Below are 14,695 nucleotides of genomic sequence, written 5' to 3'. Positions count from 1 at the left end.
TGTCATGGATAAGAGCCACTGCATTTTCGCGATGCAGTGGCTTTTCTGTTACAAGGTTCTCTTCTGTGATGAGGATTATTCTTTTGCATGATGTTTACAACTTGACAACCGTGCGAGCTTGCGGTATGATATCCATACAGATTCAGTATAGTACATATGAATATGCGATATAAGTGCAATGGCGCACGCGTCGTGACAAGGGCAGACCTGTCAGAGGTCTGCCTTTTTATATGGTCTTGTATGCTGCCATCATCTTGTAAAGGGAGGAATCATCATGAAAAAGAATTTGAGCCGCATGGGGCTGCCCGTAGGCTTCCTCGTGCTCATCCTGCTGCTATTGATACCGACACCGCCGGAACTCTCGACGGCAGGCCACCGCATGCTGGCCATCCTCGTGTTCTCCGTCATCATCTGGATGACGGAGGCTGTCGCCTATCCGGTCTCAGCGGGCATTATCATGTCGCTCATGGCCTTCCTGCTCGGCACTGCCCCTAATATGGTCAACCCGTCGAAGATGCTCGGCACGTCTGGTGCGCTCAAGATGGCCCTGAGCGGCTTTTCGAGCACGGCGCTGGCGCTCGTCGGTGCGGCGCTGCTGATTGCAGCGGCGATGATGAAGACGGGGCTCGACAAGCGCATCGCGCTCTTCGTGCTCTCGAAGATCGGCGCGAAGACGCATCACGTGCTGGCGGGGGTCATTTGCGTCGGCTTCGTCCTGAGCTTCTTCGTGCCGAGCACGACGGCCCGTGTCTCGTGCATGGTGCCGATCGTCATGGGCATCATCGCCGTCTTCGGCGTGCCGCGCAAGAGCAAGTTCGCCGCCATCATGCTGATCGCCGTCGCACAGGCCGACAGCATCTGGAACGTCGGTATCAAGACGGCTGCCGCACAGAACATGGTCGCGCTCGGCTTCATCGAGAAGCAGCTCGGCACGACAATCAGCTGGCTCGACTGGTTCATCGCTGCCGCACCGTTCGCCATCATCATGAGCGTCATCCTCTACTTCGTCCTCCTGAAGCTCATGCCGCCGGAGATGGATGAAGTGCCGGGCGGCAAGGAGAAGATCGCACAGGAGCTCGCGGCGCTCGGCCCGATGAAGGCGGATGAGAAGAAGCTCATGTTCATCTCCGTCGTCCTGCTCTTCTTCTGGGCGACGGAGAAGATCGTGCACCCGTTTGACACCTCCTCGACGACGATCGTCGCCGTCACCTTGATGATGATGCCGGGCATCGGCATCATGACCTGGAAGGAAGTCCAGGAGCGCATCAACTGGGGCACGCTGCTGCTCTTCGGCGTCGGCATCAGCCTCGGCTCGGCCATCCTCTCGACGAAGGCGGGTGAGTGGATCGCCCATGTCATCGTCGAGTACTTTGGCCTCTACGATGCGACGGCGACGTTCATCATCGCCATCCTCGCGCTCTTCCTCATCCTCATCCATCTCGGCTTTGCCAGCGCGACGGCACTGTCGTCCGCGATGATCCCGATCTGCATCTCTGTCCTGCAGGGGGCCTCGGAGAACATGACGCTCAATGTCGTCGGCATGGTCATGATCCTGCAGTACACGATCTGCTTCGGCTTTATCCTGCCGGTCAATGCGCCGCAGAACATGATCGCCTACAGCACAGATACGTTTGAGGTCAAGGACTTCATCAAGACGGGCATCCCGCTGACGATTTTCGCTTACCTGACCATCCTGCTCTTGACGAATACGTATTGGAAATGGCTCGGCCTCGTCCTCTGAGGTGCGATCTGTTCGTTTTTGAAGGCTGCCGCTTTGCGGCGGCCTTTTTGCGTGTCGGCATACTTGCAAAATACTGGCAAAGACTTTACAATATGATTGATATATGGTGCTTTTTTTGAAAAATACACTTCGGAGGACATATATGAAACGTATCTCAGTAGAACTCGTTCCACGTGACGAGGACGCTTTGCGCCAGGAGCTCGCCTTGCTCGGCAAGTTCCAGGACAAGGTCGATGTCATCAACATCCCCGACCTCCTGCGCTTCCCGATACGGAGCTGGCAGGGCGCCGCTGTCGCCAAGGAGTATTTCCCCGCTTCGATGCCGCACATCCGCGCAATGGATATCGACCTCGACAAGGAGCTCGCGATGAAGGACTATTTGCGCGCACACGATATCCGCGAGGTCCTCGTCATCGAGGGCGACCCGCCGCAGGACATGATGCATGAGATCTACCCGACGAACAGCGTCGACGTCATCTGGAAGTTCCGCAAGGAGATGCCGGAGGTCAAGGTCTACGCCGGCATCGATCAGTACCGCGGCTCCATGGCGCAGGAGCTCTATCGCATCAAGCGCAAGCTGCAGGCAGGTGCCGCTGGCTTCTTCACACAGCCGTTCTTCGACATACGGTATCTCTCGGTCTACGCCGACATGCTGCAGGGCCTCGAGGTCTACTGGGGTATATCGCCCGTCATGAGCGCGCGCTCGCAGAGCTACTGGGAGCGCAAGAATCACGTCGTCTTCCCGCATGCCTTCGAGCCGACACTCGACTGGAGCATCGGCTTTGCGAAAGAAGTCATGGACTTCGCCGAGCGCGAGGACGCCAATGTCTACCTGATGCCGATCAAGACGAACCTCGAGGCGTACCTCGCGGGCGTTCTTGCCTGATTTATAGATAGGAGAGTTGTTATGTTCAAGATCTTGAGAAAAGAGGAATGGTCGCCGAATGTCTATGCGATGGACATCGAAGCACCGCGCGTGGCGAAGAAAGCACAGGCAGGGCAGTTCATCGTCCTGCGCGTCAATGAGGAAGGTGAGCGCATCCCCTTGACGATTGCGGATTATGACCGTGAGACGGGCAAGATCCTCATCGTGTTCCAGGCCATCGGCGCCTCGACGATGGAGCTCGCCGCCCTCGAGGCGGGTGACACCATCCTCGATTTCGTCGGGCCGCTCGGCCGTCCGTCGGAAATCGCAAAGCTCGACGGCACGATGGTCGTCGTCGGCGGCGGCATCGGCGTCGCGCCGACATATCCGATCGCGCGCGCGATGAAGGAAGCCGGCAACAAGGTCATCGCGATCATGGGCGCGAAGACGAAGGACATCCTGATCATGGAGGATGAGATGAAGGCCGTGACGGACGAGGTCCTCGTGACGACAGATGACGGCTCGTACGGCATCAAGGGGTTCGTCACGAACGCCGTGCAGGCGCTCGTCGACCGCGGCGAGAAGATTGCGCAGATCACGGCTATCGGCCCGGTCATCATGATGAAGAGCGTCGCCGATGCGACACGCGACCTCGGCATCCACACGGTCGTCTCGCTCAATCCGATCATGGTCGACGGCACGGGCATGTGCGGCGGCTGCCGCGTGACGGTCGGCGAGGAGACGAAGTTCGCCTGCGTCGACGGCCCGGAATTCGACGGCCATCTTGTCGACTTCAAGGGGCTCATGAGCCGCCAGCGCATGTATCGCGACAAAGAAGCGGTCGAGAAAGATCACGTCTGTCACATCGGACTGGGAGGAGATAAATAATGGCACTGATTCTCGAGAAACACAAGATGCCGGTACAGGACCCGGAAGTTCGTGCCCATAACTTTGAGGAAGTCGCTCTCGGCTACGACGAGGAGACGGCAGTGGCCGAGGCAGAGCGCTGCCTGCACTGCAAGGTACCACAGTGCCGCAAGGGCTGCCCTGTCTCCATCGACATCCCGACCTTCATCGGCAAGATCAAGGAGCGCGACTTCGACGGCGCCATCGCGACGATCAAGGAGTCGAATGCCCTGCCGGCCATCTGCGGCCGCGTCTGCCCACAGGAAAATCAGTGCGAGAAGCACTGCATCCTCGCGAAGCGCGGGGAGTCCGTCGCCATCGGCCGCCTTGAACGCTTCGTGGCTGACCGCGAGCTCGCTGCCGATAAAGAGGTCAAGCCAGTCGAGCGCGCAGCCGATGCGCAGAAAGTCGCCGTCATCGGTGCCGGCCCGTCCGGCCTCTCGTGCGCCGGCGACCTTGCAAAGAAAGGCTACGATGTGACGATCTTCGAGGCCCTGCACAAGGCGGGCGGCGTGCTGTCGTACGGTATCCCTGAGTTCCGCCTGCCGAAGGATACGGTCGTCAAGAAGGAGATCGAGAACATCGAGAAGCTCGGCGTCAAGATCGAGCTTGACTCGGTAGCCGGCCGCCTCTACACGGTCGATGAGCTCATGCAGGAAGAGGGCTTTGACGCCGTCTTCATCGGCACGGGCGCCGGCCTGCCGCGCTTCCAGGGCATTCCGGGCGAGAGCTTCAACGGCGTCTACTCGGCCAATGAATTCCTCACGCGCTGCAATCTCATGAAGGCCTACAAGTTCCCGGAATACGCGACGCCGATCCAGGTTGGCCGCCATGTTGCCGTCGTCGGCGGCGGCAATGTCGCGATGGATGCTGCCCGCACGGCGCTGCGCCTCGGCGCGGAGAAGGTCTCCATCATCTACCGCCGCAGTGAGGCGGAGATTCCGGCGCGCGCGGAAGAAGTTGAGCACGCCAAGGAAGAGGGCATCGACTTCCAGCTGCTGACGAACCCTGTCGAAGTGCTCGGCGATGAGAACGGCTGGGTCAAGGGCCTGCGCTGCATCCGCATGGAACTCGGTGAGCCCGACGCTTCGGGCCGACGCCGCCCGATCCCCATCGAGGGCTCGGAGTTTGACATGGAGATGGATACGGTCATCATCGCCATCGGCACGGGACCGAACCCGATCATCGCACACACGACACCTGGGCTCAAGACGACGAAGCGCGGCAACATCGAGGCCGACGAAGAGACGTGCGCGACGTCGAAGGAAGGCGTCTTTGCCGGCGGCGACATCGTCACGGGCGCAGCGACGGTCATCCTCGCGATGGGTGCCGGCCGCAAGGCTGCTGCCGCCATCGACGAATACCTCAAGAGCAAGAGAAAATGATGGACTTCACGGCAATAGACTTTGAGACGGCCACGGGTGCGCGGGATTCTGCCTGCAGTGTGGCTGTCGTGACCATCCGCGCGGGCGTGATGGTGGATTCATACTACACCTTGATCCAACCGCCCCAGAACCGGTACAGCTACTTCAACACGCAGATTCACGGGCTGTCAGAGGCCGATACGGCAGATGCCGCCGATTTTGCCGGCATCTGGCCGGAACTCGAGGCGCATCTTGCAGGGCAGCTCGTCGTCGCGCACAACGCGAAGTTTGACATGGGCGTCCTGCGCGCCTGCCTCACGCATCACGGTCTGCAGGCTCCGGTGTTCTCGTACTGCGATACCGTCGCGATTGCGCGCCGGGCCTGGCCAAACTTGGCCAACCACAAGCTCGGCACGGTCGGCGCATACCTCAACCTGCACTTCCGCCACCACGACGCCCTCGAGGATGCCAAGGCCTGTGCGGCTATCCCCATCTGCGCGGGGCGTGAGCTTGCGGATACGAGCATGGAGGCGCTCGCGCTCCATCTCGGCGTGCGCATTGTGCCGTTCCAGGCGCCTCAGGCAGTTCATGGCGGGCTCTTTGGCTGACGGTGTGTCGATATACTGGAGGATAGAGGAGGGAGTTCGATGATCCTTGTCAGTGCATGCCTTTTAGGGCACAAGGTCAAGTACAACGGCGGCAGCAACGATGACGCGCTGCTGCAGGCCTGTAGTGCGCGTGGACGCTTTGTCGCAGTCTGTCCGGAGTGCTTTGCGATGCTGCCCGTGCCGCGTCCGCCAATGGAGATCCAGTACGGCACGGGGCGCAAGCTCCTTGAGGGCAGGGCGCGGGCTGTCGACGCGACGGGCCGTGACCTGACTTCCTCCCTGCTGCTCGGCGCCCAGAAGATCCTGCGGATTGCCGAGGCGTATCGCGCAGAGGTGGCCATCCTCAAGGATGGCAGCCCGTCCTGTGGCGTCCATCGCATCTACGATGGCAGTTTCTCAGGCCGGAAGATACGCGGCGCCGGTGTGGCGACAGAGCTGCTGCGCCAGCACGGGCTGACCGTCTACTCGGAGTTCGACATGACCGAGGCGCGGCTGCAGCAATTGATTGAAGAAGACATCCGACGCGATTCCATCCGGGATTGACTGTCGATGACCGCTAGGGTCACGGATCAGCGCCATCTGGCCTGCTTATTGGCAGGTCAGATGGCGCTTTTTGATTTGTTTGATTGTTAGAAAATATGATTTTATAAAGAAAATAAATGTAAACGCTTGCAGAAACCGTTGCCACATGTTATGCTAAAAACAGTTTCAATATGAAACAAGAAGAAGGCATCGCGGGGGAATATGAGGAAACATGGACACTCATAAAAGAGCGATGCGAAACAATCACTTTTAGGGGGAGTTCAATATGAAGAAGACTCTGGTATCCGCACTCACTACGGCACTCGTTGTCGGCGCTGCAAGCACGACGTTCGCAGCTGCCAATCCGTTCTCGGATGTCCCGGCAGACCACTGGGCATACGATGCAGTATCGCAGCTCGCAGCTGACGGCATCATCGAAGGTTACGGCGACACGACGTTCCGCGGCAACCAGAACATCACGCGCTACGAGATGGCTCAGATGGTCGCGAAGGCCATGGCCAAGAGCGATGTCTCCGCTGCCGACAAGGCTTTGATCGACAAGCTCGCCGCTGAGTTTTCCGATGAGCTGAACAACCTCGGCGTCCGCGTGGCAAATCTCGAGCGCAATGCCGACAAGGTCAAGTGGAACGGCCTCGTCGAGTACACGTATACGAGCACGCGCCACGATGCAGGTACGACAGACAAAGAGCGCAAACTGAATGACAACGATCTTACGTTCCGTCTCGAGCCAAAAGCTGAGGTCAACAAGAACTGGGATGTTCATGCTCGCCTTGATGCAGATACCAAGCTTGATTCCGATAAGGGTGGCCTCTATGATGGTAAGGTTGAGCTCAAACGTGTCTGGGCTGAAGGTCACTATGACAACTTTAATGTCAAACTCGGCAAGCTGCCGAATGCCATCAACCTGCTCTCCACGACGGATGACCCGTACTCCGGCGCTGCTGTGACGTTTGGCAATGACCTCAAGGTCACGCTTGAAGCTGGCCGCCTTGATGCGACGCAGTTCATTGATATGGGGCGCGATATCAAAGGACAGTGGAAAGATAACATCTTTAAAGATGACGATGATACGGTTAACTTCCAGGCCATCAACCTCGGCTACGCCAAGGACAAGTTCTACGGCAACACGGGCTATGAGCATATGGATGGTGCAACGCTCGACACGGATAAACTCGTAAAGCCGTACACGAATGACAACGATAAGGAGTACAAGGCCAACATCTGGTTTGCAAACGCTGGCTACCGCTTCGACCACAACAGCTTCTTCAAGGCAGAGTACGCGAAGAACACGAAGGCTGACAACTACGACGATGCCTACAGCTTCGAGTACGACTACAAGGGCGCACAGCAGCAGAACAAGGGCAGCTGGGGCATGTACCTCGCTTACCGCAACCTCGGCCAGTACGCAGCTCCGTGGTCGACGTACGGCGATGGTGTCGATGGCGGCCAGAAGGGCTGGGAGGTCGGCACGGGCTACACGCTGTTCAAGAACGTACAGCTCTTCGCCAAGTACTTCAACGGCAAGGACATCGCAGCTGACAAAGATGCCGAGAAGCTCTTCGGCCGTGTCGATGTATTCTTCTGATACAGGCTTCCTGTGACGATAAAGAGACAGCTCCTAGCGGGCTGTCTTTTTTTGTGGGAAACCGCATAAAAAATGCTTGCATTCTATCAGATCATCCAGTATAATAATACAAGTCGATACGTGAGTATCCGATTATTCCTCATTCCTCGATAGCTCAGCCGGTAGAGCACCTGACTGTTAATCAGGCTGTCGCAGGTTCGAATCCTGCTCGAGGAGCCAATGGCGCCATCGTCAAGCGGTTAAGACACCGCCCTTTCACGGCGGGTTCATGGGTTCGAATCCCATTGGCGTCACCATTCGGGCGATTAGCTCAGCTGGGAGAGCGCTTGCCTTACAAGCAAGATGTCAGCAGTTCGATCCTGTTATCGCCCACCATCTTAGAAACATAGCTGCCGCAAGGCAGCTTTTTTTGTTAAGCAAAGCAGGGGGTGTATCATGAACACGGAGAAACGGCGCGAAGCGTTGATGAAGCGCCTGCGGGAAGCCAGCCAGCCATTGACGGGCACGAAGCTCGCGCGCACACTCGGCGTCAGCCGCCAGATCATCGTCGGCGATATCAGCATCTTGCGCGCAGAGGGCGCGCAGATCTTCGCGACGCCGCGCGGCTACATCATGCCAGAGGATGCGAAAGACCACGATATCAAGGCGACAATCGTCTGCCGCCACAATGCGGCTGATATGGAGAAAGAGCTGCAGGCCGTCGTCGACAACGGCGGCGCGGTGCTCGATGTCATCGTCGAGCATCCCGTCTACGGCGCGATACGAGGCGATCTCTTCGTCGAGAGCCGCCGCGATGTCCGGCGTTTCTTGACGAAGATGCAGAAGTGCCAGGCCAATCCCCTGCTCGTCGTGACGGGCGGCATCCACATGCACACGATACGCGTGCCCGATGAGGATGCACTCAAGGCCATCGAGCATGACCTCAGGGACCTGGGCATCCTCGTCGATGAATCGGACCATGAAGGAGAGAACTGATACGGTCTGTAATCCTTGGATGAACAATTGCAACGCTGGATAGATGTGTAGTATAATAGAAACATTGATTCTATCGGGATTTTTATGGGAATCCCTGAGATAAAGGAGATGAGTGGTGTGAAGGAACTGCTCAAGGAAATGCACAGCTGGATGGATGCCTACATGAAGTCCTTCCATACCGATGATGAGGAGGTCATGCAGGGCATCCGCATCAAGGAGCTTCACACGGGATATGTGACCTCGATTGCGGTGCAGCTTGCGAAGCACCTGCAGCTTTCGGAGCACGATGCCCAGCTTGCTGAGATCATGGGCCTCTTCCACGATGTCGGGCGCTTCCGCCAGTACAGCCTCTACAAGACGTTCAACGATGCCGAGTCGGAAGACCATGCCGACCTCGGCCTCAAGGTCTTGTCGGAGCTCGATTTCATGAAGAAACTCGCGCCTGGAGACGAAGCGCTCGTGCGCTTTGCCATCGGCCGCCACAACAAGAAGGAGATCGGCCCTGCGCCGAGCGAGAAGGCACTGCTCTTCGCGAAGCTCCTGCGCGATGCCGACAAGCTCGACATCTACCGCGTGCTCTCGCCGTTCTTGGGCCCTGAGGGCGCGGACAAGGCGCCGAAGTTCATCGCCTCGGATGCGAGTCAGCTCGTCAGTCCCGATTTCATCGAGGCGTTCAAAGAAGGGCGGCAGGCGGATTACCGCAAGCTGCGCACGCATGGTGATCGCAAGCTCGTGCGCCTGCTCTGGGTCTATGACATCAACTTCAGCTGGACGCTCCGCGAGATTGTCAAGCGCGGCTACATCGACCGCATCATCCACTACCTGCCGGACCAGCCGGGCATGGCGGAGGGCATCGCGCGCCTGCGCGCCTATGTGGAGAAGCGGTGTTCGCAGATGGACGAAGTGAAGTGCTGATATCATAGAGGATGGCACAGCAGGCATGCATAGATAACCGGTAGTAGTAGATTCCTTTTCGGCAGAGTTCAGCAGAGAAGGATAGAGATAAGGAGAGGATCCAGATGGCAGAAAAGATCACGATGACGCCGAATTTCATTCAGAACATGATCGAAGAAGACCTCAAGAACGGCAAGTACACGGAGGGCATCCACACGCGCTTCCCGCCGGAGCCGAATGGCTACCTGCACATCGGCCATGCGAAGTCGATCTGCCTGAACTTCGGCCTGGCAGAGTACAACCACGGTCTCTGCAACCTGCGCTTCGATGACACGAATCCGACGAAGGAGGATACGGAGTACGTCGACTCCATCCAGGAGGACATCCGCTGGCTCGGCTTCAGCTGGGGCAACCGCAAGTTCTATGCGTCGGACTACTTCGATAAGCTCTACGACTTCGCGGTCACGCTGATCAAGAAGGGGCTCGCCTACGTCGATGACCTCTCTGCTGAGGAGATCAAGGCGTACCGCGGCACGCTGACGGAGCCGGGCAAGGAGAGCCCGTACCGCAACCGCAGCGTCGAGGAGAATCTCGACCTCTTCGCGCGCATGAAGGCGGGCGAATTTGCCGACGGCACGAAAGTGCTGCGCGCGAAGATCGACATGGCGTCGCCGAACCTCGTCATGCGCGACACGGTCATCTACCGCATCGCACACGTCAAGCATCACCGTACGGGAGACAAGTGGTGCATCTACCCGATGTACGACTTTGCCCATCCGCTTTCCGATGCCATCGAGGGCATCACGCACTCCGTCTGCACGCTGGAATTTGAGGAGCACCGCCCGTTCTACGACTGGCTGCTCGACTCCCTGGACTTTGATCCGAACACGCGTCCGCGCCAGATCGAGTTCGCGCGCCTCAATCTCACGAACACGGTGACGAGCAAGAGGAAGCTCCGCCAGCTCGTCGAAGAGGGCTATGTGCGCGGTTGGGATGACCCGCGCATGCCGACCATCTCTGGTCTGCGCCGCCGCGGCTACACGCCGGCCGCCATCCGCAACTTCTGCAAGGAGATCGGTGTGGCAAAGGCCGACAGCATCGTCGATGTCTCCATGCTCGAGCACGAAGTGCGTGCGGACCTCAATGAGAATGCAGACCGCGTCATGGCGGTGCTCCACCCGCTGAAAGTCGTCATCACGAATTATCCGGAGGACAAGGAAGAGTGGCTGCTTGCCGACAACAATCCGGTTCATGGTGGCCATCGTTTCGTGCCGTTTTCCCGCACGCTCTACATCGAGCAGGAGGACTTCATGGAAGAGCCGCCCAAGAAGTACTTCCGCCTCAAGCCGGGTGGAGAGGTACGCCTCAAGCACGCCTACATCATCAAGTGCGAGGAAGTCGTCAAGGACGCAGAGGGCAATGTCGTCGAGCTCCACTGCACGGCAGACCTTGACTCCAAGACGGGCGGCAAGACGGCCGGCCGCAAGGTCAAGGGCACGATCCACTGGGTGGCCGAGAAGACGGCCCTTCCGGCAGAAGTGCGCCTCTATGACTATCTCATCGAGACGGATGAGAACGGCAATGTACCGAAGGACTTCATCGCGGCGCTCAACAAGGATTCGCTCGAAGTCATCGACAATGCGTGGATCGAGCCGTCCGTGAAGCTCACGGCTGCTGGCACGCACTACCAGTTCCTGCGCGTCGGCTACTTCGTCGTCGACCCGGATACGACGCCTGACCACCTCGTGTTCAACCGCGTCGTCGGCCTGCGCGACAGCTGGGCAAAAGTCAACAAGTAATCCTGTATTCTGCAGAAGGTGAACACATGTCAAAGATACCCAAGAATCTGTCCGACAAGGACATGTTCAAAGATTATGTAGAAGATACATCGATAGAAGACCGCTTCCGCGCGGCCGAGAAGAAAGCGGAGAAGAAGGCGAAGGAGTCGGTGGAAGCACCTGCCGACTTCCTGCGCGCCGGCTTCACGCCGCAGCTCACGGAGGAACTTGCCCGGGCGCTCTTGCAGCTCAAGATGGAGCTCTACCGCGAGGATGTCAAGAATTATACCTTCCAGATCAAGCGCGATGGGGAGAAAATCGTGCTGATCCCGAAGTATAAGAAATAAGAGGGAAGTTTTTTAGGGAAAGAAGTGGATTCTATTGGTTAGCACAACGACAGCAGCCATCGTCATCTTCGTGGCTGCTTACGCGTTGATCATTTCGGAAAAGGTTCATCGCACGATTGTCGGCATCGTCGGCGCCATGCTCATGATCCTGTTTGGTGTGCTCGATCAGGAGACGGCCATCCGTCACATTGATTTCAACACACTGGGCCTACTCATGGGCATGATGATCATCGTCAACATCACGAGTGAGACGGGACTCTTCAACTTCCTGGCCATCTGGTCGGCCAAGAAGGTCAAGGCGCGCCCGATTGCTCTGCTCGTCGCGCTCTCAGCGCTGACGATGGTCTGCTCGGCATTCCTCGACAACGTCACGACGGTCCTTCTGACCGTGCCAATCACGTTCAGCATCACGGCGCAGCTCAAGGTTGACGTCAAGCCGTACCTGATCTCGCAGATCCTGTCTTCGAATATCGGCGGCACGGCGACGCTGATCGGCGATCCGCCGAATATCATGATCGGCAGCGCTGTCGGCCTGAACTTCGTGGACTTCCTCGCGAACCTCTCGGGCATCGCGGTCTTGATCTTCATCCTCGTAGAACTCGTGCTCATCGCGATCTATGGCAAGGAGCTCCACACGCAGCCGGATCTCCAGGAGAAGGTCATGCGCCTCAATGCCAAGAGCCAGATCGCCAATCCGAAGCTGTTGAAGAAATGTCTCTTCGTCATCGCGCTGACCATCGGTCTCTTCGTCGTGCACGGCTATCTCGGCTTGCAGACGGCAACGGCTGCGCTCTCGGGCGCCGGCCTCCTGCTCCTCATCACTTACACGCGCAATGAGGGCATGATCACGAAGGTTCTCTCGAAGATTGAGTGGACGGCCATCTTCTTCTTCGCTGGCCTCTTCGTCCTCGTCGGCGCTCTCGTCGAGACGGGCGTCATCAAGGTGCTCGCCGCTGAGGCCATCAAGCTGACGAATGGCAGTGTCAATGCGACGGCTATGCTGATTCTCTGGATGAGCGCCTTTGCCTCGGCCTTCATCGACAACATCCCGTTCGTTGCGACGCTGATCCCGCTGATCCAGGATATGGGTCAGATGGGGCTCTCGAACCTCGACCCGATGTGGTGGTCGCTGGCCCTCGGTGCCTGCCTCGGCGGCAACGGCACGCTGATCGGTGCGAGCGCAAATGTCGTCGTCGCTTCGATGGCGGCACAGCGCGGCAAGCAGATTTCCTTCCTGGGCTTCATGAAGATCGCCTTCCCGATCATGATCATGACGATCGCGATCTCGAGCGTCTACGTCTGGATCCGCTATCTGCTCTGATCTTTGCTGAGTTATACACAAAATCCCCATCATCCTCTGTGGATGATGGGGATTCTTTGCATTGGTGTGATGGATCAGATCTTGCTCTTGCCGACCTTGTCGAACGTCTCGAGGATCGAGGCTTCCGGCACACGGTCAAGCCAGCTGACGGCCCAGATGGCGATCGTGGAGAACAGGAAGCCCGGCACGATCTCGTAGAGACCGAAGAGTGCGTACTGCTTCCAGACGAGGACGGTGACACCGCCGACGATGATGCCGACGAGCACGCCGTACTTTGTCGTGTGGCGCCAGAAGAGGCTCATCAGGAGAGCCGGGCCGAAGGCGGCGCCGAAGCCGGCCCAGGCGTAGGACACCATGTCGAGGATGAAGTTGTTCGGGTTGAGCCCAAGGAAAATCGCGAGGCTCGCGATGACGAGGACGCTCGCGCGAGAGATCCAGACGAGCTCCTTCTGCTCGGCGTCCTTGCGCAGCAGCGTGCGGTAGAAGTCCTGTGCGAAGGCAGAGGCCGCGACGAGGAGCTGCGAAGAGGCCGTGCTCATGATGGCCGCGAGGACGGCCGAGAGGATGAGGCCCGTGGCGATTGGCGGGAAGAGCTCGTTTGTCATGACGAGGAAGACCGTCTCAGATGCCGTTCCCTCGAGCGGCGTCGTCAGGTAGACGCGACCGACCATGCCGACGGCGACAGCCGCAGCGAGCGAGAGGATGACCCAGGTCATGGCGATGTGCGTGGCCTGCTTGACTTCCTTCGAGGTACGGATGGCCATGAAGCGCACGAGGATGTGCGGCTGGCCAAAGTAGCCGATGCCCCAGGCGAGCAGCGAGATGAGCTCGATGGCGTTCATCGTGGAGCCGTCCGGCTTCGTCAGCGGCTCGAGCATCGTGCTCTGCACGTGCTGGATGGCCGTGACGGTCGACTCGAAGCCGCCGCACTGCATCGCAGCGCAGATCGGCACGACGAGGATGGCGAAGAACATCATGACGCCCTGGATGAAGTCCGTGCGCGAGACGGCGAGGAAGCCGCCGACGAGCGTGTAGAAGACGACGGAGCCGGCACCGATGAAGATGGCGTACTCATAGGGGATGCCGAAGACCGTCTCGAAGAGGCGGCCCGCCGAGACGAAGCCCGACGAGGTGTAGATGACGAAGAAGATCAGGATGAAGATGGCCGGCACGATGCGCAGCAGGCCGCTCTTGTCGTGGAAGCGGTTCTGCAGGAACTCCGGCAGCGTCAGGGAGTTGTTGGCGAGCTCCGTGTACTTGCGCAGGCGCGCGGCGACGAAGTGCCAGTTGGCCCAGGTGCCGATGGCGATGCCGATGGCAATCCAGCCGGCGTTGAGGCCGGCGAGATAAGCGTAGCCCGGTACACCCATGAGCATCCAGCCGCTCATATCTGAGGCTTCGGCGGAGAGTGACGTGACCCAGGCACCGAGCTTGCGGTTGCCGAGGAAGTAGTCACTCATGTTGCGTGTGCGGCGGTAGTAATACACGCCGATGGCCATCATGAAACCGATGTAGAGCACAAACGTGTTGATGATGGCAAGATCATGAGTCAAAATGAATCCCCCATTTCCTTTTTCGTGGAATTAAGTTTACAAGAATAGTTCAATTATATGGGAAGACGGCGGGGTATTGCAATACTTATTTGTATAGAAGGTATAAAAATAAGACATTGTGTGCGTTTTTTTGCGAAAATCGATAAAAACGCTTGCAATCGCATGGTATATCCCGTATAATACATAAGGTTTGAACGCAGGTGGTGGCCCGGACG

At 58.3% G+C, this 14,695-nt stretch carries 13 protein-coding genes and 3 tRNA genes; 15 read left to right on the top strand and 1 reads right to left on the bottom strand.

What is annotated here, in order from left to right; translation table 11 throughout:
* The first annotated feature begins 274 nt into the window (after positions 1–274).
* The 15 genes from T518_RS01115 to T518_RS01045 all read left to right on the top strand — a co-directional run bounded on the left by T518_RS01115 (position 275) and on the right by T518_RS01045 (position 12,927).
* Complete coding sequence (locus T518_RS01115) at positions 275–1,741, top strand: DASS family sodium-coupled anion symporter (protein ID WP_051652123.1); 1,467 nt, start codon at positions 275–277, stop codon at positions 1,739–1,741.
* 142 nt (positions 1,742–1,883) lie between these two features.
* A complete protein-coding gene (locus tag T518_RS01110) occupies positions 1,884–2,627 on the top strand; it encodes a methylenetetrahydrofolate reductase (RefSeq protein ID WP_036373919.1) in 744 nt (247 codons plus the stop codon).
* 21 nt (positions 2,628–2,648) lie between these two features.
* On the top strand, positions 2,649–3,494 hold the full coding sequence (locus T518_RS01105; RefSeq protein ID WP_036373917.1) for a sulfide/dihydroorotate dehydrogenase-like FAD/NAD-binding protein: 846 nt from the start codon (positions 2,649–2,651) through the stop codon (positions 3,492–3,494).
* The gene (gene gltA / locus T518_RS01100; RefSeq protein ID WP_036373915.1) at positions 3,494–4,897 is read left to right on the top strand and encodes an NADPH-dependent glutamate synthase; all 1,404 of its coding nucleotides are present in this window, start codon (positions 3,494–3,496) and stop codon (positions 4,895–4,897) included. Before T518_RS01105 ends, gltA begins: the two co-directional genes overlap by 1 nt.
* Positions 4,894–5,484 carry a 3'-5' exonuclease gene (locus T518_RS01095; RefSeq protein ID WP_036373913.1) on the top strand — a complete coding sequence of 197 codons (591 nt, stop codon included), beginning with the start codon at positions 4,894–4,896 and terminating at the stop codon, positions 5,482–5,484. Before gltA ends, T518_RS01095 begins: the two co-directional genes overlap by 4 nt.
* A 39-nt stretch (positions 5,485–5,523) precedes the next feature.
* Positions 5,524–6,027 carry a 2-thiouracil desulfurase family protein gene (locus T518_RS01090; protein ID WP_036373911.1) on the top strand — a complete coding sequence of 168 codons (504 nt, stop codon included), beginning with the start codon at positions 5,524–5,526 and terminating at the stop codon, positions 6,025–6,027.
* A gap of 265 nt (positions 6,028–6,292) precedes the next feature.
* Positions 6,293–7,612, top strand: coding sequence for an S-layer homology domain-containing protein (locus tag T518_RS01085; RefSeq protein ID WP_036373903.1), 1,320 nt, complete (start codon positions 6,293–6,295; stop codon positions 7,610–7,612).
* Positions 7,613–7,755: 143 nt separating this feature from the next.
* A tRNA-Asn gene (locus T518_RS01080) sits at positions 7,756–7,831 on the top strand.
* Between the two features lie 2 nt (positions 7,832–7,833).
* A tRNA-Glu gene (locus tag T518_RS01075) sits at positions 7,834–7,908 on the top strand.
* A gap of 3 nt (positions 7,909–7,911) precedes the next feature.
* Positions 7,912–7,987: transfer RNA gene (locus T518_RS01070), tRNA-Val, on the top strand.
* A gap of 60 nt (positions 7,988–8,047) precedes the next feature.
* On the top strand, positions 8,048–8,587 hold the full coding sequence (locus tag T518_RS01065) for a transcription repressor NadR (protein ID WP_036373900.1): 540 nt from the start codon (positions 8,048–8,050) through the stop codon (positions 8,585–8,587).
* A gap of 117 nt (positions 8,588–8,704) precedes the next feature.
* Positions 8,705–9,502, top strand: a complete 798-nt coding sequence (locus T518_RS01060) for an HD domain-containing protein (protein ID WP_036373897.1) — start codon at positions 8,705–8,707, stop codon at positions 9,500–9,502.
* A gap of 104 nt (positions 9,503–9,606) precedes the next feature.
* Positions 9,607–11,280 carry a glutamine--tRNA ligase/YqeY domain fusion protein gene (locus tag T518_RS01055; RefSeq protein WP_036373894.1) on the top strand — a complete coding sequence of 558 codons (1,674 nt, stop codon included), beginning with the start codon at positions 9,607–9,609 and terminating at the stop codon, positions 11,278–11,280.
* A gap of 26 nt (positions 11,281–11,306) precedes the next feature.
* On the top strand, positions 11,307–11,606 hold the full coding sequence (locus T518_RS01050) for a hypothetical protein (RefSeq protein WP_036373891.1): 300 nt from the start codon (positions 11,307–11,309) through the stop codon (positions 11,604–11,606).
* 34 nt (positions 11,607–11,640) lie between these two features.
* Complete coding sequence (locus T518_RS01045) at positions 11,641–12,927, top strand: ArsB/NhaD family transporter (RefSeq protein WP_036373888.1); 1,287 nt, start codon at positions 11,641–11,643, stop codon at positions 12,925–12,927.
* Positions 12,928–13,001: 74 nt separating this feature from the next.
* Here T518_RS01045 and putP read toward each other — a convergent pair whose 3' ends face one another.
* Positions 13,002–14,480, bottom strand: coding sequence for a sodium/proline symporter PutP (putP, locus tag T518_RS01040; RefSeq protein WP_036373885.1), 1,479 nt, complete (start codon positions 14,478–14,480; stop codon positions 13,002–13,004).
* Between the last annotated feature and the right edge of the window lie 215 nt (positions 14,481–14,695).

The sequence above is a fragment of the Mitsuokella jalaludinii DSM 13811 genome, from assembly GCF_000702905.1.
Lineage (GTDB): Bacteria > Bacillota > Negativicutes > Selenomonadales > Selenomonadaceae > Mitsuokella > Mitsuokella jalaludinii.
This window is presented reverse-complemented; position numbering and strand designations above follow the sequence as displayed.

What these genes read in the sequence shown, in the direction of transcription:
- T518_RS01115 (WP_051652123.1), top strand. Translation starts at nt 275, where the DNA reads ATGAAAAAGAATTTGAGCCGCATGGGGCTGCCCGTAGGCTTCCTCGTG.
- T518_RS01110 (WP_036373919.1), top strand. Translation starts at nt 1,884, where the DNA reads ATGAAACGTATCTCAGTAGAACTCGTTCCACGTGACGAGGACGCTTTG.
- T518_RS01105 (WP_036373917.1), top strand. Translation starts at nt 2,649, where the DNA reads ATGTTCAAGATCTTGAGAAAAGAGGAATGGTCGCCGAATGTCTATGCG.
- gltA (WP_036373915.1), top strand. Translation starts at nt 3,494, where the DNA reads ATGGCACTGATTCTCGAGAAACACAAGATGCCGGTACAGGACCCGGAA.
- T518_RS01095 (WP_036373913.1), top strand. Translation starts at nt 4,894, where the DNA reads ATGATGGACTTCACGGCAATAGACTTTGAGACGGCCACGGGTGCGCGG.
- T518_RS01090 (WP_036373911.1), top strand. Translation starts at nt 5,524, where the DNA reads ATGATCCTTGTCAGTGCATGCCTTTTAGGGCACAAGGTCAAGTACAAC.
- T518_RS01085 (WP_036373903.1), top strand. Translation starts at nt 6,293, where the DNA reads ATGAAGAAGACTCTGGTATCCGCACTCACTACGGCACTCGTTGTCGGC.
- T518_RS01065 (WP_036373900.1), top strand. Translation starts at nt 8,048, where the DNA reads ATGAACACGGAGAAACGGCGCGAAGCGTTGATGAAGCGCCTGCGGGAA.
- T518_RS01055 (WP_036373894.1), top strand. Translation starts at nt 9,607, where the DNA reads ATGGCAGAAAAGATCACGATGACGCCGAATTTCATTCAGAACATGATC.
- T518_RS01050 (WP_036373891.1), top strand. Translation starts at nt 11,307, where the DNA reads ATGTCAAAGATACCCAAGAATCTGTCCGACAAGGACATGTTCAAAGAT.